Raw genomic sequence first — 24580 nt, forward strand, 5'->3', positions numbered from 1 at the left:
GAGGCGCGCCATACACGGCCGCATAGTGGATAAACGAAATAACCGTGTGAAAATGTTGACAAAACGGTAGGCTGATAGATATAATAATCTTTGTTTGTTTGGGGTGATCTGATGCAGTTTCATATTCAAGAAACGATGTCCAAAGGTCTAAAGTCGACGATCAATGAACAATTGGACGTCAGCGACCTATTTCAAGGACGCCAAGATGTTATTCGTACTGGGCCGCTTCACGTCTCGCTTCAAGTAACCGGCAATGAAGGCTTCATTTCGGTTGATGGAGAACTTTCCATCGATCTGGAGCTGGCTTGCTCGCGTTGCCTTGATCCGACAAGTGAGCATACGGTCATTCCGTTTTTCGAACAATTCAAGCCTGCTTCGGGTGACGAAGAGAAGGATGAGGAAGATGAGAGTGACTTCATCGAAGTAAGCGGAGAACGACTGGACTTGAAGCCTTATCTCGAAGAAGCGCTTCTGCTGTTCATGCCATTCGCGCCGCTTTGCAGCGATGATTGTAAAGGTCTATGTCAAGAATGCGGACAAAACTTAAATGAGCGCACATGCAGCTGCAAGACGGAGAAGATTGACCCTCGATTTGCAGCGCTGAAGGATCTATTTAAGGAATAACGGCTCGATTGATTTTGTGAAGGAGGTGGGAAATATGGCAGTACCTCAACGTAGAACGTCCAAAACTCGCCGCGACAAACGTCGTACGCATTTCAAGCTCGCAATACCGGGCATGGTGAAATGTGAGCAATGCGGAGAGCTGAAATTGGCTCACCACGTATGCAAAGTTTGCGGATATTACAAAACAAAAGAGATCATTTCCCAATAAGAATGATTTCAATAATAGCACTTCATCTCGCGATGAGGTGCTATTTTTTTTCTCCGTTCATTGCGCTTGGGCCATTTTTTTTATATACTCATATTTAGTACCTGGTGATAATATCTGCTTTCATACATATACTAATCGCAAACCAAGCAAGCTATGGCGGTGCTGTGTCTGCGATCAGGCCATCTATACATGCGGTCACTATTTTTGTCAAAAAAGGCGGTGCCGGACATCGAACGAATGCCCAAACGGCAGCGGCATCAGCAGCTTGCCCGACTTATAGAAGAAAATCCTTTCATCACCGATCGGGAGCTTACTCGCCAGCTGAAAGTCAGCATTCAGACGATCCGTTTAGATCGTATGGAGCTTGGTATCCCTGAGCTGAGGGAACGATTGAAGCTGATGGCAGAACGCTCATACGATTCTGTCCGTTCGTTGCCGCTGCATGAGGTCATCGGCGACATCGTTGATTTGGAGCTCGATAAGAGCGGTATCTCGGTATTCGAGATTCGGGAAGAACATGTATTCTCCAGAACGGGCATCGCGCGCGGTCATCATGTGTTCGCACAGGCGAACTCGCTTGCGGTTGCCGTAATCAACGATGAGATTGCCCTTACTGTAACGGCGGACATTCGGTTCATACGTCCTGTTAAGCTCGGTGAGAAATGTATAGCCAAAGCTTATGTGAGATCTATCTCGGGCGAGCGGAACAAAGCGAAGGTGGAGCTGTTCACTTACGTGGCCGACGAGATGGTTTTCCAAGGGAACTTTGTTATATTCAGATCCGCGGGTGCTGCAAACAGTGAAGGAGGAGACGAACATGCGGATCGCTATTGATGCGATGGGGGGAGATCACGCCCCTGGCTTAATCGTGCAAGGCGTTTTGGAGGCTGCGGTAGAGTGGCCCGATACGGAGCTTCTGCTCGTTGGAGACACTGCCGTAATCGAGAAGCTGATTGGCGGCTCTAAGCCTGCTAATATTACAATATGTCATGCCGATGAAGTGATCGGCCCGGATGATGAGCCTGTTAAGGCGGTGCGCCGTAAGAAAGGCGCGTCGATGGTCGTAGCAGGCCAGCTCGTTCGCGAGAAACAAGCTGACGCTATGCTGTCGGCCGGCAATACCGGTGCCCTGATGGCGACGGGATTGCTCGTCGTTGGCCGAATGGACGGCATTGAGCGTCCGGCGCTCGCGCCTATGATGCCGACGATGGATAACCTGGGCGTGCTGGCGCTTGATCTGGGTGCGAATATGGATGCGAAACCGGAGCATTTGCTGCAATACGCAATAATGGGCAGCATCTATCGCTCGAAAGTGCATGGCGTGGAGAAGCCGAGAGTCGGCTTGCTGAATGTCGGCACGGAAGCGAAGAAAGGCAATGAAGTGTCGAAGGCTGCTTACGATTTGCTTCAGCAAGCTCCGATTCATTTCATTGGCAATGTCGAGGCAAGAGACGTGCTTACGCGCAACTGCGATGTCATCGTATGCGACGGCTTCGCGGGGAATATTATGTTAAAAGCGATGGAAGGCGCGGCTGGCGCGATTTTCACCGAGCTTAAGGGTGCATTCGGGCAGACGCTTCTGACAAAGCTTGCGGCAGCGATTATGATGCCGCGCTTGCGTCAATTGAAAAATAAGATGGATTATAAGGAGCACGGCGGAGCGCCGCTCCTCGGTTTGAACGGTCTCGTCGTGAAATGTCACGGCTCGTCCGATGTTGTCGCTGTGAAAAATGCAGTCCGGCAAGCACGCATAGCGATTCAAGGACAATTGATTGAATCGATCGCAGATGAAATCAACGGGAAATGAGTGTGTGTTATGAGTTTATATCCTGTAGGCATTATAGGAACGGGTAAATATGTTCCGGAACGAATTCTTACGAATCAAGAATTGGAACAAATGGTTGAAACGAACGACGAGTGGATTGTCACTCGCACGGGCATTAAGGAGCGCCGTCTCGCTTCCGCAGAGGAAGCGACGTCGGATCTAGCGCTGCACGCTTCAAGAAAAGCAATTGCTGCCGCAGGTCTTACGGCCGAAGACATTGATCTCATCATCGTCGCGACAATTACGCCGGATATGTTCTTCCCATCGACGGCTTGCTTGCTGCAAGATAAGCTTGGCGCGAAGAAGGCAGCCGCGTTCGACTTGTCGGCTGCGTGCTCAGGCTTTATTTATGGCCTGGCTACTGCTTCGAACATGATTGCTACTGGTATGTACAAGCATGTGCTTGTGGTCGGCGCAGAGACATTATCACGCATTACGGACTACACGGACCGCAATACTTGCATCCTGTTCGGCGACGGTGCTGGCGCAGTCGTCCTCGGGCAGGTGGAGGAAGGACGAGGCTTCCGCTCGTTCGAGCTTGGAGCGGACGGCAGCGGCGGCGACCTGCTTAAAGTATGCGGAGGCGGCTMGCGCGTTCCTGCTTCAGAGGAGAGCATCTCGGCTAAGCAGCATTTCATTCATATGGCAGGCAACGACGTGTTCAAGTTCGCGGTGCGCATCATGGGCAGCGCAGCGGAGGACGCTTTGCAGAAGGCCGGCATGACGAAGGAAGATATTGATCTTCTTGTGCCGCATCAAGCGAATATTCGCATCATTAACTCGGCGCTTAACCGCTTGGATCTGTCCGAAGAGAAAGCAATGATCAACTTGGACAAATACGGCAATATGTCGGCCGCTTCGATTCCGGTCGCGCTGGCAGAAGCCGTAGAGCAGGGTCGCGTGAAACAAGGCGATTGCCTTGTGCTTGTAGGCTTCGGCGGCGGCCTGACATGGGGCGCATCGGTACTCGTGTGGTAATATGCTTTCGAAGTTAGGTTTGCATACGCAAACCTTTTAGGAGGAATTTAGTTGAGCAAAACAGCATTCGTATTTCCCGGACAAGGCGCTCAAGCCGTTGGCATGGGCAAAGACGTGTACGACGCTTACGATCATTCGAAGGCGATTATCGAGCAAGCGGACGAAGCATTAGGCTTCAAGCTTAGCGAAATTATTTTTGAAGGACCTGAAGAGGCTTTGAAACAGACGGCTAACACGCAGCCGGCACTTCTCGCTGTCAGCATTGCTTTGCTTGAAGCGCTTGAAGGTCGCGGCTTTAAAGCCGATTATGTTGCCGGACATAGCCTTGGCGAATATAGCGCACTTGTCGCAGCTGGCGCATTGTCGTTCCAGGACGCGATTCGCACGGTTCGCGCACGCGGCTTGTTCATGGAGCAAGCGGTCCCGAACGGTCAAGGTGCGATGGCTGCCGTGCTGGGCGCTGAACGTGATGCTCTTGCCGCGCTCTGTGCGTCTGTGACGTCCGAAGGCATGGCTGTGGAGCTTGCCAATGTGAACTGTCCGGGCCAGATTGTCATATCCGGTACGGCAGCAGGCGTTCAGGCCATAGTGGAACGCGGCAAGGAAGCTGGCGCCAAACGCGTCATTCCTCTTGATGTCAGCGGTCCTTTCCACTCTTCATTGATGAGGCCTGCTGCAGAGAAGCTTGGCGAAACGCTGACAAGCGTAGAGCTGCGAGATGCTTCAATCCCAGTCGTTGCTAATGTAACGGCGCGTGAAGTGACAAGCGCAAGCGACATTCGCGGACTGTTGGTAGAGCAGGTCTACTCGCCAGTTCTATGGGAAGACAGCGTTCGTTACTTGATCGAGCAGGGCGTAGATACGTTCGTCGAGATCGGTTCTGGAACGGTGCTTGCCGGTCTGATCAAGAAGATTGACAAAAATGTACGCATCATTTCGGTGAATAGCATCTCTGCGCTTGATGCGCTGCAACTCAATTAACGCCAAACGGAGGGGATAGTTTATGTTTGCCAGTCTGGAAGGCAAGAAAGCGCTCGTAACGGGAGCATCCCGCGGAATCGGCAGAGCAATTGCCATTGCGCTTGCTGAAGCGGGAGCGGATGTTGCGATCAATTATTCCGGCAGCGAAGCGGCAGCGGCGGAGACGGCAGCGGCCGTTGAAGCGCTCGGCAGACGCGCTGTCATCGTGAAAGCGAACGTCGGCAAAGCCGATGAATTCGACGCGATGGTGAAGGAAGTTATTGAGCAATTGGGAGCTGTTGATATTTTGGTGAATAACGCTGGCATTACAAGAGATAATCTTATTATGCGAATGAAGGAAGAAGAGTTCGATCAAGTGATCGAAACGAACCTCAAAGGCGTGTTCAACGGTATCAAAGCTGTCACCCGTTCGATGATGAAACAGCGCTCCGGCCGAATTATTAACATTTCTTCGGTTGTTGGCGTGCTTGGAAATCCCGGGCAAGCAAACTATGTGGCTGCCAAAGCAGGCGTTATCGGTCTAACGAAGGCAAGCGCGCGCGAGCTCGCTTCAAGAGGCATCACGGTCAACTGTGTGGCGCCAGGCTTCATTCAGACCGAAATGACGGACAAGCTGCCTGAGGAAATGCGTCAGTCGCTTGCTGGACAAATCCCGCTTGCGCGTCTAGGCGACGCGTCAGATATTGCGAACGCGGTTCGCTTCCTGGCTTCGGACGCCGCTGCATATATGACAGGCCAGACCGTCCATGTTGACGGCGGCATGTACATGTAAAGCAGCCTTAATGCCGCAACCACGAAACGTTAGCCCTCGCCGCCAGAGACGGTGAAATCCGCTTCCGATTCAATTAAAACGGTTACGTATGGCATTTTATCTTTAATTCTCGTATAATACCATGGAGGAGGTGAACCGGATGTCCGAAGTAGTAGATCGTGTAAAACGTATCGTCATCGACCGCCTTGGCGTAGACGAAGCGGAAGTCACGCTGGAAGCTTCCTTTAAAGATGACCTCGGCGCTGACTCTCTTGATGTCGTTGAATTGGTCATGGAGCTGGAAGACGAGTTTGATATGGAGATCTCTGATGAAGATGCAGAGACAATCACAACGGTGGGAGAAGTTGTTAAATACATACAATCTCATACCTAAGAAGGACAAGTCCCGTTATAACAAACGGGACTTCTCTCCATCTTAACCGTTTTCAAACGACACGTGATCACAAGGCCTGAGGGCTTATTCCTAACAATTATACTTAGCGTTATAGCTTTTATATAAATATAAAGATGACGCACGCTTGGTCATCCATATTGCTGTCCGTAGAGGTGAAGCGAATGAAACAACGAGTTGTAGTTACCGGTATGGGGGTTATGACCTCATTAGGTTCTGATTTGGAACAGTTTTGGGGCAATTTGCTTGAAGGAAAGTCGGGGGTTTCCGTTGTAGAAGCATTTGATTTCTCCGAATATCCGACGCGCATTGCCGCAGAGATCAAAAACTTTAATCCTGAAGATTACGGTTTAGATAAAAAAGAAGCGCGCAGAATGGACCGTTTCGTTCAGTTCGCGGCTGTAGCCAGCCAATTGGCGGTTAAAGACGCGGACTTGAAGATCGGAGAGGGCATCGACGCAGAACGCGTTGGCGTTATGATCGGCTCTGGTATCGGCGGTCTTGGCACGTGGGAAGATCAACACAATATTTTGCTTGAGAAAGGCCCTAAGCGTGTCAGCCCGTTCTTCATTCCGATGATGATCGCGAACATGGCCTCCGGCCAAGTATCGATGCTGACGGGTGCGAAAGGTCCGAACAGCACGGCGGTTACCGCTTGTGCGACGGGCACGCATTCGATCGGCGATTCTTACAAGCTCATTCAACGCGGCGATGCTGATGTCATGATCTGCGGCGGCGCGGAAGCAACGATCCGTCCGACTGGCATGGCGGGATTCTGCTCGATGCGCGCGATGTCGGTTCGCAACGAAGAGCCGGAGAAGGCAAGCCGTCCGTTCGACGTCGATCGCGATGGTTTCGTAATGGGCGAGGGAGCAGGCGTATTGGTCATTGAATCGCTTGCGCATGCGCAAGCACGCGGCGCTAAGATCTATGCGGAGATTATCGGCTATGGCATGAGCGGCGACGCTCACCATATGACAGAGCCGGATCCGGATGGCGCGGCACGCTGCATGACCAAAGCGCTTAAGGATGCGGGTATTGAGCCTTCGGAGATCGATTACATCAACGCGCATGGCACATCGACGCCGGTAGGCGACCGTTCGGAGACGAAGGCGATCAAGAAGGCGCTGGGCGATCATGCCTATAAAGTAGCCGTAAGCTCGACGAAGTCGATGACAGGTCATTTGCTCGGTGCTGCCGGCGGCGTAGAGGCTGTCATCCTTGGACTTACCCTCAAGAACGGTATTATTGCGCCAACGATCAACTTGGATAACCAAGATCCGGAGTGCGATCTGGATTATGTGCCTAATACGCCGCGCAAAGCGGATGTGAAGACGGCACTGTCGAATTCATTCGGATTCGGCGGCCATAACGCAACGATCGTGATGAAAGTTTATGAAGCGTGATTCCTTTATGGAGCTGCAGCAGAGGCTGCAGCTCCATTTTAAACGTCCGCGGCTGCTGAAACAGGCTTTTACCCATACGTCATATGTGAATGAGCACAAGGGTGCACAGACGAAGGACAACGAGCGGCTGGAGTTTCTCGGCGACGCGGTGCTGCAGCTGCTGGTGTCGGAGTACTTGTTCATGACCTATCCGCAGCGGCCGGAAGGCGAGCTGACGAGAATGCGCGCATCGGTTGTATGCGAGCCTTCCTTAGCACAGTTCGCTGAACGACTGGAGCTTGGAGCGCATGTGCTGCTCGGTCGTGGAGAGGAACAACTGGGCGGACGGCAGCGTCAAGCGCTGCTCGCCGATTTGTTCGAATCGTTCATTGGCGCGATTTTCCTCGATGCAGGAATTGAGCAGGTACGAAGCTTCCTGCAGCAGCATATGTTCCCGTTCATTGATTCGAATGACTATGGTCTGCTTGTGAAGGATGCCAAGTCCAAGCTGCAGGAACGCTCGCAGCATCATGGACTGGGTCCGGTCGAGTATCGGATCGTAGAGGAACGCGGCCCTGCTCACGATCGGGAGTTTGTCGTGGAGGTATACCTCGGTGTCGAGCGATTCGGCATCGGCTCGGGCAGGACGAAGAAGGAAGCGGAGCAACGTGCGGCTGCTGAGGCATGGCGCAACTTATCGCAAGAGCAGCAAGCATAGAACGATAATAGAACACCCCTCGGAGGCCGCGTCTTCCGAGGGGTGTTTCGTTTGCCTGTATTTCATACACTCTAATCGGTCCCAATCACCTGTTAAGTGATGCTTGAGTGGAAAACATGCAGTCAAAACCTACATTTTAACACACAGCAGCCTTTCACCGTCCATTTGACTGTGCAAAATCCAATCAAACTCTGATATCGTCTCATATCTAGTCTTTTGACTGCACAAAATCCACTCAAGAGGTAAGGACAGTATTTCGCTCAAAGGACTTAGCTGCATCTGTCATTTTGTCCGCCGATATGGTTAACGGATGGCACTCAGTTGTGGTACAATGTAGGGTGAGGTGAAAGCCAAACCATGTTTCTGAAGAGGATTGAATTATCAGGTTTTAAATCATTTGCCGATCGTACGGAAATGGAATTTGTTACCGGCATTACGGCTGTTGTTGGGCCGAACGGCTCGGGCAAGAGTAATATTTCCGACGGTATCAGATGGGTGCTGGGCGAGCAGAGCGCGAAGAGCTTGCGCGGCGGCAAGATGGAAGACATCATATTCGCCGGAAGCGACGCCCGCAAAGCGGTCAACTACGGTGAGGTATCGCTGACGCTGGATAACGCGGATGGCGCGCTGCCGCTCGAATATAATGAAGTAACGGTCACCCGCCGGGTTCATCGAAGCGGCGACAGTGAGTACTTAATTAATAAGCAGCCATGCAGGCTGAAGGATATTACCGAGCTGTTCATGGATACGGGCATCGGGAAGGAAGCGTATTCGATTATCGGACAAGGCCGAATCGAGGAGATATTGAGTACGCGTTCCGAGGATCGCCGAGGTATTTTCGAAGAGGCTTCGGGTATCGTCAAATATAAATCCCGCAAGCGCGAGGCACAAAAGAAGCTGGATGAGACGGAGCAGAACCTGCTTCGGATTCACGATCTGGTCACCGAGCTTGAGGATCAGGTTGAACCTCTCCGTAAGCAGTCGGAGAAGGCGATCCACTTCAAGGCGCTTAAAGAACAGTTGAAAAACAAAGAAATCTCCATGTACGTACATAATATCGAGCAGATTCACGGTTCGTGGACGGAAGCGAGCGGCAAGCTCGAGAAGCTGACGAATGAGCAGATGCAGTTGTCGACGATCGTAAGCTCTCATGACGCTCACCTGGAGAAGGATCGCCATATGCTTCGCGAACTGGAAACGACGCTGGATCAGCTGCATGAATTAATGCTGCAAATCAGCGAAGATTTCGAGAAGTGTGAAGGCTACGGCGAGGTGCTTAAGGAACGTCTTCGTAACTTGGAGCAGAATAAGCGGCAGCTGGAGGAGTCGATTGCTTCGCAAGATGCGCGTATCGGCGCCTTGACGAAGGAAGAAGCCGAATTCCGAAGCAAAGCTGCGGCATTGGAGCTGGAGCTTGCCGATCTGCGCGCCAAGATGAAGGAAGAAGAGTTCCGGCTGCTCGGCGTTGCCGGCGGAACGGCTCCCGATGCAGAGGAGACGCTTAAGAGCGAGCTGCTTGAGGTACTTAGTTCGATGGCGCAGAGCCGCAACGAAATTCGTTATGCTGCGCAGCAGCAAGAGGCTTTGCAGCGCCGAATGGAGCGGATGAGCGAGGACGAGTCCAAATGGTCGGAGCAGCAGACCCGCGTAAGCGAGCGAAGAGAACAATTGCAGCAAGCGCTGCAAGCGACTCTGGAGCAGCTGGAGCAAGCGCGCAGTAAATCGATAGCGGAGTCGGAGCAGTCGAAGTCGAATACGCAGACAATCGATGAAGTGACGATGGCCATTCGCAAGTGGGATCAGAAGCTGGACAGCCATATTTCGCGTCGCGACACGATGAAAGAAATGCAGGATGCGCTTGATGGCTTCATGCACGGCGTTAAGGAAGTGCTGAAGGCTGCACGCCGCAGTTCAGGCGGCATATCCGGCGTTCATGGAGCGGTCGCTGAGCTCGTGCGCGTACCGGAGCGGATCGAGACAGCTGTCGAGACGGCGCTCGGAGGAGCGCTCCAGCATGTCGTTATGGAGGATGAGAAGTCGGCTCGCGCGGCAATCAGCTTCTTGAAGCAAAGACAGCTCGGCAGAGCGACATTCCTGCCTCTCGATGTCATTCGCGGGCGGCAAGTGCCTGAGCATGATAAGCGGATCGCATCCGAAGTCGAAGGATTCATTGGCGTCGCAGCCGATCTTGTAGGAAGCGACAAGAAGTACGAAGCGATCGTGAACAACTTGCTCGGCAACGTATTGCTCGCCGAGACGTTGGAGCAAGCGAATCGCATCGCGTCCAAGTGCCAATACCGCTACCGTGTCGTTACGCTGGACGGTGATATTGTGAACGCCGGCGGTTCGATGACAGGCGGCAGCTTGCAGAAGAAAGGCGCAAGCCTGCTTGGCAGACAGCGTCAGATCGAAGCGCTCGACCAAGAGATAGCTGATGCAAGAGTTACGGTTGAACAATTGCGGGACAAGCTAAGCGACCTGCGCAAGGAACAGTCTATTCGCTCGCATAACATGGAAGAGCTGCGTGCAAAGGCTGAGCAATGCCGAATTGAAGAGCAGCAAATTCGCGCCGAGCTCCAGCAATTAAATAATGAAGCGAAGAACTTGGACGAGCAGCAGCAATTGCATACGGCTGATCGCAGCACGAACAAGAATGAGCTGGAGACGCTGCAAGAGGCTGGGGCAGCTGCCGAGAAACGGTTAGAGCAGCTCGTAATAGATGAAGCAAGGCTGCAAGAAGCGATTCGTCTGGCAGAGGAGCGGCGCAAAGCGAGCGAGTTCGCGAAGGAGGAGCTGCAAGGGCAGCTTACCGATATTAAAATCGCCGCAGCGAAGACTGATCAAGAGAAGCAATCATTCGATGATCAAGCGACGCGGGTGCGCGCGGACATTCAGCGGGCGAAGCAAGAGCTTGCCAGCCTGCGCTCGTTGTCCGAGCAGCAGGATGAGGAGCTGGCTCGTCATGGCGAGGAGTCGGTTCGCCAGATCGAGCAGCTTAATGCGCTGCGCATTAAGAAGCAGCAATGCGCGGAGCAGACGGATCTGAAGCGTGCCGAGCGCTCGCAGCGCTTCCAGGAAATTGAGGAAGGCGAGAGCGAGACGAAGGAGCAGCGCGCTCAGCTTAGAGCAGTCGAAGAACAAATGCGGCAGACCGAAATCGCCGCTAATAGGCTCGACGTAGAGCTTGATAACCTGCTTCGCAAGCTAAGCGAAGAATACGAGCTTAGCTTTGAATTGGCGAAGGAGCAGTATCCGGTGCCGGAGGATGTGCTTGGCACGCAGACGGCAGTACGCGATCTGAAGCGTCAGATTACGGCACTTGGGGAAGTGAACCTTGGCGCGATCGATGAATACGAGCGCGTGAAGGAGCGCTTCGACTTCCTGTCGGAGCAGAAGGACGATCTTATTGAAGCGAAGACGACGCTGTATCAAGTTATTCGCGAGATGGACGACGAGATGTCGAAGCGGTTCAAGACGACATTCGAAGCGATTCGAGGCCACTTCGTCGTCGTATTCGCGAAGCTGTTCGGCGGGGGACGCGCCGATCTTGTACTGGTAGAGCCGGACCGTGTGCTCGATACGGGCATCGATATTGTAGCTCAGCCGCCAGGCAAGAAACTGCAAAACCTTCAACTGCTATCTGGCGGTGAGCGGGCGCTCACAGCGATAGCGCTGTTGTTCGCCATTTTGCAAGTGAAGCCCGTGCCTTTCTGCGTACTCGATGAAGTAGAAGCTGCGCTGGATGAGGCGAACGTAGCTCGTTTTGCCCAATACTTACGCGAATTCTCCGGTTTGACGCAATTCATCGTCGTAACGCACCGCAAAGGCACGATGGAAGAAGCTGACGTTCTGTACGGGGTAACGATGGAGGAAGGCGGCGTATCGAAGCTGGTGTCGGTGCGTCTGGAAGAAGAAGAACCGGTTTCGGCGTAGATACGTAGAAATAGAGAATGGCCCCTATGCTTAGGATGGAGGAAATAGAGAATGAGTTTTTTCAAGAAGCTGAAGGATAGCATTGCATCGAAGACAGAAGCGGTTACGAATATATTTAAGGAAGGCCTCACCAAGACGCGTACCGCTTTCGTCGAGAAGGTCGAAGAGCTTATTCTGCGCCGCAAAAAAATCGACGAGGAGTTCTACGAGGAGCTTGAGGAGATTCTGATCGGCGCTGACGTAGGCGTTAATACGGTTATGCAGCTTATCGACGAGCTGCGCGCAGAGGTGAAGAAGCGCAAGATCGAGGATGCATCCGACCTGCAGCCAATTCTTTCAGAGAAGCTGATCGGTCTGATGAAGGGCGACGACCAATCAGCACTGCGGATGGCTTCCAGCGGCATTACCGTTATTCTGTTCGTAGGCGTGAACGGCGTCGGCAAAACGACGACGATCGGCAAGCTTGCCCATAAGTTCAAGAGCGAAGGCAAGAGCGTTCTGATGGCTGCCGGCGATACGTTCCGTGCCGGAGCGATCGAGCAGCTTGAAGTTTGGGGACAGCGCGTAGGCGTTGACGTCATTAAGCAGCAATCCGGTTCCGATCCCGCAGCCGTCATGTTCGATGCCGTTCAAGCGGCTAAGCAGCGCGGCGTTGACGTGTTGCTGTGCGATACAGCCGGACGTCTTCAGAACAAGACGAATCTGATGGAAGAGCTTAACAAAATATTCCGCGTTATCCAGCGCGAGCTGCCTGATGCGCCGCATGAAGTATTGCTCGTTCTCGACGCGACAACGGGACAGAACGCGCTTAGCCAAGCGAAGCTGTTCGGCGAGAAGAGCGGCGTAACCGGCCTCGTGCTGACGAAGCTTGACGGTACGGCAAAAGGCGGCATCGTCATCGCAATCCGCAACGAGCTGAATCTGCCGGTGAAGCTTGTTGGTCTCGGCGAGAAGATGGGCGACCTGCAGCAATTCGATTCCGAGCAGTTCGTGCATGCGCTGTTCGCCGGCTTAATTCAGCGCGAAGAAGAGGAAGCGCAGGCTGGTCAATAATTCATTTTGGTGACAAGTACAAAAGCTTGACAGCCGCCCATGGCGTCATGTATGATAAGAGTCGTTGCAATGCTGTAAAGGTGAATGCCTTGACGGCTTGCTGATAGCGTAATAGTGAAGTTAGGAATCGGGAGGCGAAGGGGATGAAAGCAAATGAACCAGACGCCTTATCGAAGACTACCAGAGTTAATTTGCTATTCGACTTTTATGAGCCGCTTCTAACCGAGAAGCAGCAGACGTTTCTCAAATATTATTTTCACGACGACTTCTCACTGGGCGAGATCGCTGCGGAATTCGGCATTAGCCGTCAAGCCGTATACGATAACGTGAAGCGAGCGGAGCAAGCGCTCGAAGGCTACGAAAGCAAGCTGAACCTGCTTGCAAAGCATGAAACGCTGCTGAAGCTAACCGAACAGCTGGAGAAGAGTGTAATGAGCTTAGTAATAGATGATACAGCAAGAGCCGCGCTAGTGAATGTGATTGATGCGTTCAGGGCGGCGGATAATCGACTAGAGAAGGAGGTGACGGTTCATGGCAGCATTTGAGAGCTTATCGAATAGGCTTCAGAATGTATTCAGCAAGCTGAGGGGTAAGGGGAAAGTAACCGAGGACGATCTGAACGAAGCGATGCGCGAAGTGCGGCTGGCGCTTTTGGAAGCGGACGTTAACTTCAAAGTCGTGAAGGACTTTATCGCCAAGGTGAAGGAAAAGGCTTTGGGCTTGGACGTATCCAAGAGCTTTACGCCCGGCATGGTCGTCATCGATATCGTAAATAAAGAGCTCACGGAATTAATGGGCGGTACGCAAAGCAAGCTTACTAAAGCGAACAAGCCTCCGACTGTCATCATGATGGCCGGCTTGCAGGGCGCAGGTAAAACAACGACGTCCGGTAAGCTAGCGAAGCTGCTGCAGAAGGGCAATCACAAGCCGTTGCTCGTTGCGTGCGATATTTATCGCCCGGCGGCAATTAAGCAGCTTCAAGTGCTCGGCGAACAGATTAATGCGCCTGTATTCGCTCTTGGCGATCAGACATCGCCAGTTGAGATTGCTCGTCAAAGCTTGCAGTTCGCGAAGGAAAACAATAACGATTACGTCATTATCGATACAGCGGGCCGTCTGCATATTGACGAAGCGCTGATGGAAGAGCTTAAGAACATTCATCAGATCGTTAAGCCTGATGAGGTGCTGCTCGTAGTCGATGCAATGACGGGTCAAGACGCCGTTAACGTAGCCCAAAGCTTCCACGAGCAGCTCGAGCTTACAGGTGTTGTACTGACGAAGCTTGACGGCGATACTCGCGGCGGCGCGGCGCTATCGGTTAAGGCTGTAACAGGCTGTCCGATCAAGTTCGCCGCAATGGGCGAGAAGATCGATTCGCTTGAGCCGTTCCATCCGGAGCGGATGGCATCGCGTATTCTCGGCATGGGCGACATGCTGTCGTTGATCGAGAAGGCGCAAGCCGGAATCGACGCGGATCAAGCCAAAGAGATGGAACGCAAGATGCGCACGGCGGAATTTACGTTTGACGACTTCCTGGAACAGATGGCTCAGGTGCGCAAGCTTGGCCCGCTCGATCAGATTATGGATATGCTGCCCGGCATGAACAAGATGAAGGGCGTTAAGGATATGAAGATCGACGAGAAGCAGATCGGCCGCGTCGAAGCGATTGTCCGCTCGATGACGAAGGAAGAGAAGCAGAAGCCTGAGCTGCTCAACCATAGCCGTCGCAAGCGCGTCGCAACGGGCAGCGGTACAACGATCGTTGAAGTGAACCGTTTGATTAAGCAGTTCGATGATATGAAGAAAATGATGAAGCAGTTCTCGTCGATGATGGGACCGAAAGGGCCTAAAGGCGGCAAGAAAGGGCTCAAAGGCATGCTCGGCAAAAATATGAAGTTCCCGTTCTAATGCGGGTTGCATAGCAGATATACGAAACGTTTATTTTTCGAAGGAGGTGAATTCTAATGGCAGTACGTATTCGTTTGAAACGGATGGGCGCTCACAAAGCACCTTTCTACCGCGTTGTTGTATCGGACTCCCGTTCGCCGCGTGACGGACGTTTTATTGAAGAAATCGGTACTTACAATCCGGTTGCACAACCGGCTCAAGTTAAGATCGATGAAGAGAAAGCGTTGAAATGGCTGCAAACTGGTGCTCAGGCTTCTGACACTGTTCGCGACCTGCTTTCCAAAGCTGGTGTCATGAAAAAGTTCCACGAGCTTAAACTTCAAAAATAATAACGGTTGAACAGCGGAGGGCTTTGAGATGAAAGAATTAATTCTTGTCATAGCGAAGGCTTTGGTGGATCATCCGGAGGAAGTGCGTGTGAACGTGAAGGATGATGACCGCAATACGATTTACGAGCTTTCGGTTCACCCTGAGGATATCGGTAAAATTATCGGTAAACAAGGACGTATTGCGAAAGCGATGCGTACAGTTGTGACTTCAGCTTCCGTCAAATCGCAGAAGCGCGTCGTCGTCGATATCATGTCATAATACACGCATGCGAGGGTTAGGATGAACAGTCCTAACCCTTTTCCATTTTAGGGAGACATCATAGACGGCTTCCTTCCGCGGGCTCGACGTGGAACGAAGCCGTTTTTCATGTATAATACATATATACATATAGGCGAAAGGCTGGTCACAATGAGCGGAAAATATTTAACGGTAGGCAAAGTCGTTAACACGCATGGCATTAAAGGCGAGGTCAAGGTGCTGTCGCAGACGGACTTCGCGGACGAGCGGTTCGCACCTGGCAGCAAGCTGCTGCTTCAGGATGAAGAAAAAGGCACTTCCCTTGAAGTGAAGATCATAAGCTCAAGAGCGCACAAAAACGTATATATTTTAAAACTGGCCGGTTTCGACGATATTAATATTGTGGAGAAGTACAAAGGCTGGGCGCTCAAAATATCGGAGGACCAGCAAGGCAAGCTGGATGAAGGCGAATATTATTACCACGAAATTATCGGCTGCCTGGTGAAGACGGATGAAGGTCAGGAGCTCGGCACGATTACTGAAATACTTAGCCCTGGAGCGAACGATGTATGGGTCGTAGAACGCCCGAAGGGAGCAGGCAAGCCGATCCTTATTCCGGTTATTGATGACGTGCTGCTTCGTGTTGACGTTGCTGAGAAGATCGTTACGGTTAAGCTGATGGAAGGATTGATCTAAGGAATGAAGATTGATGTGCTGACGTTGTTCCCGGAAATGTTCGAAGGCGTGTTCGGTGCGAGCATACTGGGTAAAGCAAAGGATAAAGGCATTGTCTCTCTGCAGGCGATCAACTTCCGCGATTATTCGAACAATAAACACAATACCGTAGACGACTACCCATATGGCGGAGGCGGCGGTATGGTGCTGAAGGCAGAACCAGTCTTTGCGGCAGTAGAGGATCTGAAGCTTGCTCCTAATGTGAAGCCTCGCGTCATCTTGATGTGTCCGCAGGGAGAAACCTTCACGCAGAAGAAGGCTGAGGAGCTTGCAGCCGAAGAGCATATCGTGCTTATCTGCGGCCACTACGAGGGCTATGACGAGCGTATACGCGAATATCTGGTTACGGACGAGCTCTCGATCGGCGATTACGTGTTGACAGGCGGAGAGATCCCAGCGATGACCGTCATCGACAGCGTTGTTCGGCTGCTTCCAGGAGTGCTTGGCAATGAAACGTCCGCGGTAACGGATTCATACAGCACCGGTTTATTAGAGTATCCGCATTATACGAGGCCAGCTGAGTTCCGAGGTTGGGGAGTACCCGATATCCTGTTGTCCGGGCATCACGCCAACATAGTCGTGTGGAGACGTCAGCAGTCGCTGCTGCGTACGCTACGACGCCGTCCTGATCTGCTGGAGCACGCAGAGCTGTCGGACAAGGAGCGCAAGTTTCTTAAAGAGGCTGCCGCGCAAGAGGGAATCAAGTGGAAAGCATAAGAGGCAACAAAAACAACAAGCTGCGTTCGGTAGATTGCAACCGATAGCAGCTTGTTGTTTTTTTAGAAAATGATCTAATTATGGCGTATAAAAATCTTGGGTATAATAGATGTTATAGGTACTGTTAGAGTTGCCGAAGCCGACACCTGTGCCGAGCTTCTCCAGCTTGCTGTTCAGCAACGTCTCTCGGTGACCGGAATCGGAATTCATCCAGCCGTAGTGGGCGTAAATGCTGTTGTTATAACCTGCCGCTATATTTTCCGATGCCAGCATATAGCGGACGCCATTTGCTTTCATGCGGTCGAATGGCGATTTGCCGCTAAGGTTCGTATGGGCGAAGAAATCTCTACTCCCCATATCGACACTGTGCGAGCGGGCTGAAGCGGCGGCCAGCTTGTCCCATGTCAATAGGGAGATACCCCGCTTCGCTCGTTCGGCGTTCGTGAGATCAAAGCTTTGCTGCTCGAGCGCGGCTTGGAGCGCCTCGGAAGGTTTGGAGAAATTAGCGTTCATGTTTGCGGAGTCAACAAGCAGCATTCCGCTTATTTTATTTCCGTCCTTGCGGTCAATGAAAAGGGTTGTATGAACACCTTCTGAAATGTATTCATAATAGTCGTCATGAGCGGCAGCTTGCTCAACAGTTCCAGTTTTCGTCTTCGCTTCGGTGATCGTTATACCCGGCACAATGCCAGTCTTAGCTTGCCACACCGACTTAGAACCCGAGAATAGTGCTACAACGTTGTTGTTCTGCATACCGATCATAAGATATTGTTTGTAGCTTTTGTCGGTATTGTAAATATGCCATGCAAAGTTGTATCCGCTTGCTTCTTTTCTAGCGGGGTTGCCTAGCAATTGCGTGACCTTTTGGGCGTTATCGCCGATCGCTATGCCGCCTAGCGAGTAGCCGATCTGCGCAATTTTGGTGCTGGATAAAGAAGCGCTGTGCTCCTTAAGCTTGTAAAAGAAAGTCAGTGCTTCTGCTCGCGTAAGCAAGCCGTTCCCTTCGAAGCCGGCGACGGTAGCGGAAGTTCGCCCGTTGGAGATGCCTTCCTCCAATATCCATGCGACGGCGCTTGTTTCCGTAAAGGCTTTGCCTTCGACGGCCGTGGCGATGAGCAAGGCGGCTTGTCCGCGCCGAAATGAATCGTTCGATGTGACATAAGTAACAGGCCAGCCTAGATTGCCTGCATAGTCATAATAAGGCGTATACCAGGCCTCTGACGATTGCGTTTGCGTCGGAAGCCCGTACGACCTCAGAAGCATCGATAGAAATTCGGGCTCGCTGATGGGCCTGTTCGGCTTGAACGAGCCGTCCGTATAACCCGATGCCAAATGCTCGTCTACCGCCCAGCTGATATAGGGTTGGGCCCAGTGACCGTTCGTATCGACGAACGGAACGCTTTCAGCAAAGGCAGGTTCCCCGGGAGCGTAGGCAGCGATCGAACTTGCGACGATCATGGCGACGCCCGCTTTGAGGAACGGTTTGGATTTCCATAATTGTTGGAGCATTTTGCACCTCGTTTCTGTCGTATTTTGTCAATATATTATACGTACAAGTATACATGATTGTGACCGTCGGAAAAACAAGTTGATATATTTTTTTAGGTATGATAAAATTTTTAATGTTGTTCGTATATCGGGCGGTCCGCTAGCAGTGATGAACCGATTCAATGGAATCCGGCGAGCTTCTATGAACGTCTATGGTGGAAGGAGTGAAATTTTAAATGAATATCGTACAAGCAATTACACAAGAGCAATTGCGCAAAGATCTTCCAAACTTTCGTCCAGGCGACACTTTGAAAGTACATGTTAAAGTTATCGAGGGTACTCGTGAGCGTATTCAGTTGTTCGAAGGCGTTGTTATCAAACGTCGCGGTGGCGGAATTAGCGAAACTTTTACAGTGCGCAAAATTTCTTACGGTGTAGGCGTGGAAAGAACTTTCCCGCTGCACTCGCCAAAACTCGAAAAAATCGAAGTGGCTCGCCGTGGTAAAGTACGTCGTGCGAAACTGTACTACCTTCGCAGTCTGCGCGGTAAAGCTGCCAGAATTAAAGAGATTCGTTAAGATGAACAAACAAGGGGGGCTTGCGCAAACAAGCTCCTCTTCGTTTTTTTGCAGCTATACTTACTTAACAACGCTTAAGGAAAGAGGGCGGGACAGATGGACTTACAGAAGAACAATGGTGTTTCAGAGAATGATGACAGCAATGAAATGAAGCATACAGCTGGTGAGGATGGGCAGAACCCGCTCCCGGGGCGTGCTGTTACATATGGAACAKGATCGGTTAAGAAGGGCGGCGCTTATAAGGAAATCGTGGAATGGATTAAAGCGCTCGTCATTGCGGTAGTGCTTGTGTTTATTATACGGCAATTTTTGTTCTCGCCTTTTATTGTCGATGGTCCCTCGATGGAGCCTAATTTCGAGACGGGCGAGCGGCTAATTGTTAATAAAATATTGTATTCGATTCGTGAGCCTAAGTTTGGTGAGGTCGTTGTGTTCGACGTGCCTGATCAGCACCGCAAGTTCATTAAACGCGTAATCGGCGTCCCGGGCGATGTCATTCGCCTTGAAGGTGACGATCTATATATTAATGATAAAAAAATCGAAGAGCCGTATATTAAGGAAGCGATCGAAGAAGCTCATGCAAGAGGCGAATTGTATAATGAGCCTGGTATTAATACCGACTTCCCGAATAGCCAAGTAACAGAAGCGACGGTACCAGAGAACACGATCTTCGCGCTAGGCGACAATCGCAGCAACAGTACGGACAGCCGGTTTATCGGCTTCGTAAGAGACGAAGAGATCGTAGGCCGTGCGGATATTATTTTCTGGCCGCTGAACAAGCTTGAGTTTATTAAACATTGGACGAAGTAACAGAAGTTTGATTGAGGTTTGAGGTGAAGGAATGACGATTCAATGGTTTCCCGGTCATATGACGCGGGCCAAGAGACAGATACAGGACAAGCTCAAATTAATCGACATCGCAATCGAGCTTCTCGATGCGCGTGTGCCGATCTCCAGTCGTAATCCGATGATCGACGATATTCTGAACAATAAGCCGCGTCTTATCGTGCTTAACAAGTCAGATCTTGCAGATCCGAAAGCAACGGAAAGCTGGATGCAATATTTTGCCAATGAAGGTCATGAATGCGTAGCGGTCGATTCGTCGACAGGCACAAGAATTGGCGACATTCCCGTGAAGGCGAAGCAAATTCTTCATGAGAAGATTGCCCGCCAAATCGCGAAAGGCATGAACCCGCGCGCGATTAGAGCGCTCATCGTCGGCATTCCGAATGTCGGCAAGTCGACACTCATTAATCGTCTCGCTGGCCGCAATATTGCGATAACGGGCGATCGCCCAGGCGTGACGAAGGGGCAGCAATGGATTCGCGTTGGCGGCGATATTGAGCTGCTCGATACGCCGGGCATTTTGTGGCCGAAGTTCGAGGATGAGCTCGTTGGCTATCGACTTGCGATGACAGGAGCAATTAAAGAGCAAATATTGAACGTTGATGATATTGCGTTTTTCGCCGTTCGGGAGCTGGTTGACCGTTATTGGCCGACGATTAGCGAACGTTACGGACTGGACACGCCACCGAAGGATATTCAGGATTCGGATGAAATCGTACGAGTCATGGAAGACATTGGACGTCGCAGAGGCTGCTTGATTGGTGGCGGGCGAGTAGACTTGGAGAAAACGTCGGGCATTATTTTGCGCGATCTGCGAGCTGGAAAGCTTGGCCGGATTACGCTTGAAGCGCCGTATGATGATATGCCTGGAAGAAACGACTAGCCGGGGCTAGGGGGAAACAATATGATGCTGCAGTTTGAACGAGCTTTATGGAGCGACGGATACAAGACCATTGCAGGTGTGGACGAGGTGGGGCGAGGCTGCTTATTCGGCGATGTAGTCGCCGGCGCAGTTATTTTGCCTCCCGGTCTCATCATTGACGGTGTTGACGATTCTAAGAAGCTTTCTGAGAAGAAGCGCGATATGCTGTATGACATTATTTTGCGGCAATCTGTCGCTTGGTCCGTTGCGCGCGTCGATGCGGAGACGATCGATCGAATCAATATTAAGCAAGCGGCAAGGCTGGCCATGAAGCTGGCGGTGGAATCGCTTGAGATGCCGGCTGATTATTTGCTAATCGATGCGGAGAAGGTGGACGTGCCGCTTCCGCAGCAATCGATTATTAAAGGCGATGCGACTAGCCAGTCCATTGCGGCAGCGTCTATCGTCGCAAAAGTAACGCGTGACAGACTTTGCCAGAGTGAGTGGGAGGAAGCTTATCCGGAATACGGAATTGCCATTCACAAAGGTTATGCAACGAAGCTTCACCGGGAGAGACTGCTTGAGTATGGCGCGAGCCCGCTCCATCGTCGAACGTTTCTCGGCAAGCTCTTTGCAGAGCAGCAGCAACTGCTTGTATAACGCGACCATTGTACATACGAACGCCTGTCTTCTTGTTCTTGGCAACTGCTGCCACTACAAGCGGCAGGCGTTTTTGATTGGAAAACCTACACGGAAGAAGCTTGCCAGCCGATATATAGGGTACATGTGTTGCGAACGAGAAGATCGTAAGCCGTAAAGAGAATGCAAGGGAGGCGGATGCATAGATGAACATCGGCCAGATGATGAGAACCTATCTGGGGGAAGCCGCCGGCAATGATACGCGGGCGCTGGAGCTTAAGACAGGCCAAACGGTTCGCGGCGTCGTCCTGCAAGTCATGGAGAATAACGAAGCGCTCGTACAAATAAACGGCGTGCAAGTTCGCGCTAAGTTAGAAATTCCGCTACAGCAGGGGCAGACGGCATTGATGCAAGTTCAGCCGCAATCCTCTGGCGCGCTTATTGTGCTCAAGCAGGTAGAACCAAGCGCGCTCGGCATGCCGGATGAGAATTTCAAGGAATGGGCAAAAGCTTTAGGGCTGCCGGAGACGAAATGGGCGCTGGCGCTCATTAAGGATCTTCGCCGGGAAGGTCTAGTGCTCACGAAGGAAGTGGCGCAAGCTTTCCAGCAGGCTGCTGCAGCAATGCCGGAGGGCGGCGATATTGAGCAGTGGATGAATGCAGCCGCCGCGGCGCATAAGCGCGGCCTGCCGATGACGGGAGCCGTCGTAGCGTCGTTACAGCAGGTCATGTTCGGGCAGGATGCGCATGAGTTGCTGGATACGCTCCAGAAGCAGCTCTCAGCGATGACGATGACGCAAACGTTGCAAGGGCAGGATGGAGAGGCAACTGCTGAAGCGAAGACGCTGCCGCCAGCAGCAGCGCGCGTAGCTGCGCTGTTGGCTGAAGGAGCGGAGTTGTTGCGGGGCGCGATTGATGGCACTGCGACTGCCGATAGCGAGCCTGAAGCTGGCGCTGCTGGAGCGAAGGCGGCTACGCCTTCGTTATCGTTAGCTGGCAAGCCAGATGGGCTTGCGCAAACGGCAACAACGGCAACAACGGCAACAACGGCAACAACGGCAACAACGGCAACAACGGCAGCGGGAACGGCATCTGCAACGGGAAGCGCGGTGGATGCGGCGGCTGTTCAAGGCGAGGGAGCAGACGAGGTTGGAAGCGGACAGGCTGAAAGCCGCCAAACAGCATCTGCTGGAGGCAAAGGCTCGCAGAATTGGATCGGCCAAATGATGAAATGGCTTGGAGTCGATCATGAGCTTCAGCTCGCCAAGGCTACGGCTGCGCCTGATGCTGCCGCAGCTCGTGCGGCTGCAACATCTCAGCCAGTCGAGGAGCAGTCGCAAGCTGCGGTTGGTGCAAGCGTTAGTGAGAGTGCTGGCGAGGGAGATTCAGAGTCGACTGCTCGTGCAGTGGCCACGAGTACTAGAGGATTTGAAGCAGAGCGTGGTAATAGCAGCGGCTTAGCGAAACCTCAGTTGCCGGAGATTGAGCAAGAAAACAGTGGACATGCTCGAGTCAATCAAGGCGCTGTGGAAGAGCAGCAGGCGAAGCCGGCTGCCGCGGAAACACGACTTGCAGGAGGCATGGAACGTACAGCCGGTTTATTACAGCAAGCAAACGCTCTCGGTCTGGATGCACCGAAACCGGACATTCAGCTTCAAGCGCAGCCGGCTCAGCAAACTCCAAGCGCGCAGCATGAATCGCTAAAGAGCGCGCTGCTCTCGCTCATCTCGGATAGTGACACGCCGCCAGCAATCAAGGAGACGGCGCAGCAGCTCGTTTCCCAAATTACGGGGCAGCAACTGCTGCTGACACCGGAGCGCAACAGCTCCATTCTTACGCATGTCACGATGTTTATTCCGCTGAACGGGCAAGACGGCAATCAGACCGCGTCGGTTCATATTCAGACCCGCCGCGGACGCAAAGGCGAACTCGATGCTGCCAATTGCCGATTGTTATTCAATTTGTCGATGAACAATCTTGGCGATACGTTGGTTGACGTGAATGTAGTGGACAAGATCGTCAGTCTGAATTTGTGGAACGATCACCCTGCTATTGGAGCGCTAGCGGAAGCTTCGCGCATGGAAGTGGCAGAACGACTGCAGGAGACCGGCTACCAACTGCTGTCGCTTCGTACAACGCCGTTGCCTAAGCCGGGAGCGGAGACCGAACAGAAGCAGGATCAGGGCGCTGAGAAGGCGAAGAAGCCGCTGACGCCGCCTGATCTGTCGCAGTTCTCGCAGGCGAGGTACAAAGGAGTCGATTTCAAAATATGACCGGAGATCAGCAAGGCAACCGTTCATCGGTTCCCTCCCGCAAGGCGGTAGCGCTAAAGTATGAGCCAGGCGAGCGGAATGCCCCTGTAATGATAGCCAAGGGCAAGGGACATATTGCCGATCAGATATTGGAGAAGGCGAAGGAGAATGGTATCCCGATTCAAGAGGATGCTTCGCTGGTAGAGGTGCTCTCTAAGTTGGATGTCGATCAAGAAATACCGGCCGAGCTGTACACGCTCGTCGCTGAAATATTAAGTTTCGTCTATCGCTCGGATCGCAAAGCGAGGGATTGGAATGACGCAAAATAGACTGCAGCTTGGAAAGCTAGGCGAGGATGCCGCTTGCAGCCTGCTTGAAGCAGCAGGCTATCGAATTATCGAGCGTAACTGGCGCTGCCGCATCGGCGAGATCGATACGATTGCCGAGCATGAAGGCAGGACGGTATTCGTTGAGGTACGTACAAGAAGGTCGGGAGCAAGCCGCTTCGGTACGGCCTCTGAATCGGTCGATATTCGCAAGCAAATGAAGGTCAGATCGACAGCTCTCGTCTATATGCGGAACGCAGGCTTGCTGGACAGTCCAGTACGTTTCGATGTCATTGCCGTAGCAATTAGTAGCGACGGGAGCGTCGCGGAGTGCAAGCATATTGAAGGTGCATTCTGATAAATGCGTCGGAGAGGGTTGTCCGCGTAGTAATCGCACACTTTGGTCCATATCAACAGAAAGCAAAGACTCGCAACCATAGGCTGCGAGTCTTTTAACTAAACAAAATTGAAAGTAATTCAGAGAAATTGCGACTGATTGATTTATTATCAGCCATTTCAACTTGCATAACGTGTATGATCATACGTTTTGCCTGTATTTCATACCGTTTAATTGGTCTAAATCGCCTGTTAAGCGACGCTTGAGTGGAAATCATACAGTCAAAATCGGCATTTTAGCCTTCAACTGGATGGCGTAAAATTGTTTGTGTACCAAGATTTGTAGCCTAGTCAGGCAACAAAAAAGTAGGGTATTCTCGGGGTTGCTGAAGCCACCAGAGAAAGGACCCTACCGATGACTAATATACCCGAAAACATGCTTACTAATCTATTTGAAA

At 52.0% G+C, this 24580-nt stretch carries 26 protein-coding genes; 25 read left to right on the forward strand and 1 reads right to left on the reverse strand.

The features are described from left to right. Positions 1 to 111 precede the first annotated feature (111 nt). From AC1DF0_RS27050 to trmD, 18 genes are all read left to right on the forward strand, one after another. Entirely contained in the window at positions 112 to 624 is a 513-nt protein-coding gene (locus AC1DF0_RS27050) for a YceD family protein (RefSeq protein WP_477576407.1), read from the forward strand. Positions 625 to 658: 34 nt separating this feature from the next. Next, on the forward strand, positions 659 to 832 hold the full coding sequence (rpmF, locus tag AC1DF0_RS27055) for a 50S ribosomal protein L32 (RefSeq protein ID WP_116043433.1): 174 nt from the start codon (positions 659 to 661) through the stop codon (positions 830 to 832). A gap of 237 nt (positions 833 to 1069) precedes the next feature. Next, positions 1070 to 1666, forward strand: a complete 597-nt coding sequence (gene fapR, locus AC1DF0_RS27060; protein WP_337098808.1) for a transcription factor FapR — start codon at positions 1070 to 1072, stop codon at positions 1664 to 1666. Continuing rightward, positions 1650 to 2639, forward strand: coding sequence for a phosphate acyltransferase PlsX (plsX, locus tag AC1DF0_RS27065; protein ID WP_477576409.1), 990 nt, complete (start codon positions 1650 to 1652; stop codon positions 2637 to 2639). Before fapR ends, plsX begins: the two co-directional genes overlap by 17 nt. A 9-nt stretch (positions 2640 to 2648) precedes the next feature. After that, positions 2649 to 3635 carry a beta-ketoacyl-ACP synthase III gene (locus AC1DF0_RS27070; RefSeq protein ID WP_477576411.1) on the forward strand — a complete coding sequence of 329 codons (987 nt, stop codon included), beginning with the start codon at positions 2649 to 2651 and terminating at the stop codon, positions 3633 to 3635. Between the two features lie 51 nt (positions 3636 to 3686). Then, positions 3687 to 4616, forward strand: coding sequence for an ACP S-malonyltransferase (fabD, locus tag AC1DF0_RS27075; protein ID WP_442052362.1), 930 nt, complete (start codon positions 3687 to 3689; stop codon positions 4614 to 4616). A 22-nt stretch (positions 4617 to 4638) separates the two neighbouring features. Continuing rightward, positions 4639 to 5388, forward strand: a complete 750-nt coding sequence (gene fabG, locus AC1DF0_RS27080; protein WP_442052361.1) for a 3-oxoacyl-[acyl-carrier-protein] reductase — start codon at positions 4639 to 4641, stop codon at positions 5386 to 5388. Between the two features lie 139 nt (positions 5389 to 5527). Continuing rightward, positions 5528 to 5761 carry an acyl carrier protein gene (locus tag AC1DF0_RS27085; RefSeq protein WP_053375686.1) on the forward strand — a complete coding sequence of 78 codons (234 nt, stop codon included), beginning with the start codon at positions 5528 to 5530 and terminating at the stop codon, positions 5759 to 5761. Positions 5762 to 5943: 182 nt separating this feature from the next. Next, positions 5944 to 7185 (forward strand): beta-ketoacyl-ACP synthase II, encoded by a 1242-nt coding sequence (gene fabF, locus AC1DF0_RS27090; protein WP_442052360.1) that lies wholly within the window; start codon positions 5944 to 5946, stop codon positions 7183 to 7185. Then, positions 7175 to 7882, forward strand: coding sequence for a ribonuclease III (gene rnc / locus AC1DF0_RS27095; protein WP_442052359.1), 708 nt, complete (start codon positions 7175 to 7177; stop codon positions 7880 to 7882). Before fabF ends, rnc begins: the two co-directional genes overlap by 11 nt. A gap of 357 nt (positions 7883 to 8239) precedes the next feature. Continuing rightward, complete coding sequence (smc, locus tag AC1DF0_RS27100) at positions 8240 to 11815, forward strand: chromosome segregation protein SMC (RefSeq protein ID WP_477576415.1); 3576 nt, start codon at positions 8240 to 8242, stop codon at positions 11813 to 11815. A 51-nt stretch (positions 11816 to 11866) separates the two neighbouring features. After that, a complete protein-coding gene (gene ftsY / locus AC1DF0_RS27105; RefSeq protein ID WP_477576417.1) occupies positions 11867 to 12868 on the forward strand; it encodes a signal recognition particle-docking protein FtsY in 1002 nt (333 codons plus the stop codon). Between the two features lie 143 nt (positions 12869 to 13011). Continuing rightward, complete coding sequence (locus tag AC1DF0_RS27110) at positions 13012 to 13413, forward strand: putative DNA-binding protein (RefSeq protein ID WP_337098821.1); 402 nt, start codon at positions 13012 to 13014, stop codon at positions 13411 to 13413. Next, positions 13400 to 14776 carry a signal recognition particle protein gene (gene ffh, locus AC1DF0_RS27115; protein WP_477576420.1) on the forward strand — a complete coding sequence of 459 codons (1377 nt, stop codon included), beginning with the start codon at positions 13400 to 13402 and terminating at the stop codon, positions 14774 to 14776. Before AC1DF0_RS27110 ends, ffh begins: the two co-directional genes overlap by 14 nt. A gap of 56 nt (positions 14777 to 14832) precedes the next feature. Further along, a complete protein-coding gene (rpsP, locus tag AC1DF0_RS27120; RefSeq protein ID WP_337098823.1) occupies positions 14833 to 15105 on the forward strand; it encodes a 30S ribosomal protein S16 in 273 nt (90 codons plus the stop codon). Positions 15106 to 15133: 28 nt separating this feature from the next. Then, the gene (locus AC1DF0_RS27125; RefSeq protein WP_307204001.1) at positions 15134 to 15364 is read left to right on the forward strand and encodes a KH domain-containing protein; all 231 of its coding nucleotides are present in this window, start codon (positions 15134 to 15136) and stop codon (positions 15362 to 15364) included. 150 nt (positions 15365 to 15514) lie between these two features. Continuing rightward, entirely contained in the window at positions 15515 to 16039 is a 525-nt protein-coding gene (gene rimM, locus AC1DF0_RS27130; RefSeq protein WP_442052356.1) for a ribosome maturation factor RimM, read from the forward strand. Between the two features lie 3 nt (positions 16040 to 16042). Then, positions 16043 to 16795, forward strand: coding sequence for a tRNA (guanosine(37)-N1)-methyltransferase TrmD (gene trmD, locus AC1DF0_RS27135; protein WP_442052355.1), 753 nt, complete (start codon positions 16043 to 16045; stop codon positions 16793 to 16795). Positions 16796 to 16873: 78 nt separating this feature from the next. Here trmD and AC1DF0_RS27140 read toward each other — a convergent pair whose 3' ends face one another. Then, entirely contained in the window at positions 16874 to 18304 is a 1431-nt protein-coding gene (locus AC1DF0_RS27140; RefSeq protein WP_477576423.1) for a CAP-associated domain-containing protein, read from the reverse strand. 215 nt (positions 18305 to 18519) lie between these two features. Between AC1DF0_RS27140 and rplS the strand changes: the two genes are divergently transcribed. The 7 genes from rplS (at position 18520) to AC1DF0_RS27175 (ending at position 24144) form a co-directional block, all read left to right on the forward strand. After that, positions 18520 to 18861 (forward strand): 50S ribosomal protein L19, encoded by a 342-nt coding sequence (gene rplS, locus AC1DF0_RS27145; protein ID WP_307204005.1) that lies wholly within the window; start codon positions 18520 to 18522, stop codon positions 18859 to 18861. 96 nt (positions 18862 to 18957) lie between these two features. After that, complete coding sequence (lepB, locus tag AC1DF0_RS27150; protein WP_477576425.1) at positions 18958 to 19671, forward strand: signal peptidase I; 714 nt, start codon at positions 18958 to 18960, stop codon at positions 19669 to 19671. A 31-nt stretch (positions 19672 to 19702) separates the two neighbouring features. Beyond that, positions 19703 to 20590, forward strand: a complete 888-nt coding sequence (ylqF, locus tag AC1DF0_RS27155) for a ribosome biogenesis GTPase YlqF (RefSeq protein ID WP_442052352.1) — start codon at positions 19703 to 19705, stop codon at positions 20588 to 20590. Positions 20591 to 20614: 24 nt separating this feature from the next. Then, positions 20615 to 21229, forward strand: a complete 615-nt coding sequence (locus tag AC1DF0_RS27160) for a ribonuclease HII (RefSeq protein WP_442052365.1) — start codon at positions 20615 to 20617, stop codon at positions 21227 to 21229. Positions 21230 to 21414: 185 nt separating this feature from the next. Further along, positions 21415 to 23481, forward strand: a complete 2067-nt coding sequence (locus AC1DF0_RS27165; RefSeq protein ID WP_477576428.1) for a hypothetical protein — start codon at positions 21415 to 21417, stop codon at positions 23479 to 23481. Next, positions 23478 to 23789 (forward strand): EscU/YscU/HrcU family type III secretion system export apparatus switch protein, encoded by a 312-nt coding sequence (locus AC1DF0_RS27170; protein WP_337098830.1) that lies wholly within the window; start codon positions 23478 to 23480, stop codon positions 23787 to 23789. Before AC1DF0_RS27165 ends, AC1DF0_RS27170 begins: the two co-directional genes overlap by 4 nt. Beyond that, complete coding sequence (locus AC1DF0_RS27175) at positions 23776 to 24144, forward strand: YraN family protein (protein WP_442052350.1); 369 nt, start codon at positions 23776 to 23778, stop codon at positions 24142 to 24144. Before AC1DF0_RS27170 ends, AC1DF0_RS27175 begins: the two co-directional genes overlap by 14 nt. Positions 24145 to 24580: the final 436 nt, after the last annotated feature.

The organism is Paenibacillus sp. 05T425 (assembly GCF_056396205.1).

Coding starts and splice junctions, on each gene's coding strand:
- AC1DF0_RS27050 (WP_477576407.1), top strand. CDS start 112: ATGCAGTTTCATATTCAAGAAACGATGTCCAAAGGTCTAAAGTCGACG.
- rpmF (WP_116043433.1), top strand. CDS start 659: ATGGCAGTACCTCAACGTAGAACGTCCAAAACTCGCCGCGACAAACGT.
- fapR (WP_337098808.1), top strand. CDS start 1,070: ATGCCCAAACGGCAGCGGCATCAGCAGCTTGCCCGACTTATAGAAGAA.
- plsX (WP_477576409.1), top strand. CDS start 1,650: ATGCGGATCGCTATTGATGCGATGGGGGGAGATCACGCCCCTGGCTTA.
- fabG (WP_442052361.1), top strand. CDS start 4,639: ATGTTTGCCAGTCTGGAAGGCAAGAAAGCGCTCGTAACGGGAGCATCC.
- AC1DF0_RS27085 (WP_053375686.1), top strand. CDS start 5,528: ATGTCCGAAGTAGTAGATCGTGTAAAACGTATCGTCATCGACCGCCTT.
- fabF (WP_442052360.1), top strand. CDS start 5,944: ATGAAACAACGAGTTGTAGTTACCGGTATGGGGGTTATGACCTCATTA.
- rnc (WP_442052359.1), top strand. CDS start 7,175: ATGAAGCGTGATTCCTTTATGGAGCTGCAGCAGAGGCTGCAGCTCCAT.
- smc (WP_477576415.1), top strand. CDS start 8,240: ATGTTTCTGAAGAGGATTGAATTATCAGGTTTTAAATCATTTGCCGAT.
- ftsY (WP_477576417.1), top strand. CDS start 11,867: ATGAGTTTTTTCAAGAAGCTGAAGGATAGCATTGCATCGAAGACAGAA.
- AC1DF0_RS27110 (WP_337098821.1), top strand. CDS start 13,012: ATGAAAGCAAATGAACCAGACGCCTTATCGAAGACTACCAGAGTTAAT.
- ffh (WP_477576420.1), top strand. CDS start 13,400: ATGGCAGCATTTGAGAGCTTATCGAATAGGCTTCAGAATGTATTCAGC.
- rpsP (WP_337098823.1), top strand. CDS start 14,833: ATGGCAGTACGTATTCGTTTGAAACGGATGGGCGCTCACAAAGCACCT.
- AC1DF0_RS27125 (WP_307204001.1), top strand. CDS start 15,134: ATGAAAGAATTAATTCTTGTCATAGCGAAGGCTTTGGTGGATCATCCG.
- rimM (WP_442052356.1), top strand. CDS start 15,515: ATGAGCGGAAAATATTTAACGGTAGGCAAAGTCGTTAACACGCATGGC.
- trmD (WP_442052355.1), top strand. CDS start 16,043: ATGAAGATTGATGTGCTGACGTTGTTCCCGGAAATGTTCGAAGGCGTG.
- AC1DF0_RS27140 (WP_477576423.1), bottom strand. CDS start 18,304: ATGCTCCAACAATTATGGAAATCCAAACCGTTCCTCAAAGCGGGCGTC.
- rplS (WP_307204005.1), top strand. CDS start 18,520: ATGAATATCGTACAAGCAATTACACAAGAGCAATTGCGCAAAGATCTT.
- ylqF (WP_442052352.1), top strand. CDS start 19,703: ATGACGATTCAATGGTTTCCCGGTCATATGACGCGGGCCAAGAGACAG.
- AC1DF0_RS27160 (WP_442052365.1), top strand. CDS start 20,615: ATGCTGCAGTTTGAACGAGCTTTATGGAGCGACGGATACAAGACCATT.
- AC1DF0_RS27165 (WP_477576428.1), top strand. CDS start 21,415: ATGAACATCGGCCAGATGATGAGAACCTATCTGGGGGAAGCCGCCGGC.
- AC1DF0_RS27170 (WP_337098830.1), top strand. CDS start 23,478: ATGACCGGAGATCAGCAAGGCAACCGTTCATCGGTTCCCTCCCGCAAG.
- AC1DF0_RS27175 (WP_442052350.1), top strand. CDS start 23,776: ATGACGCAAAATAGACTGCAGCTTGGAAAGCTAGGCGAGGATGCCGCT.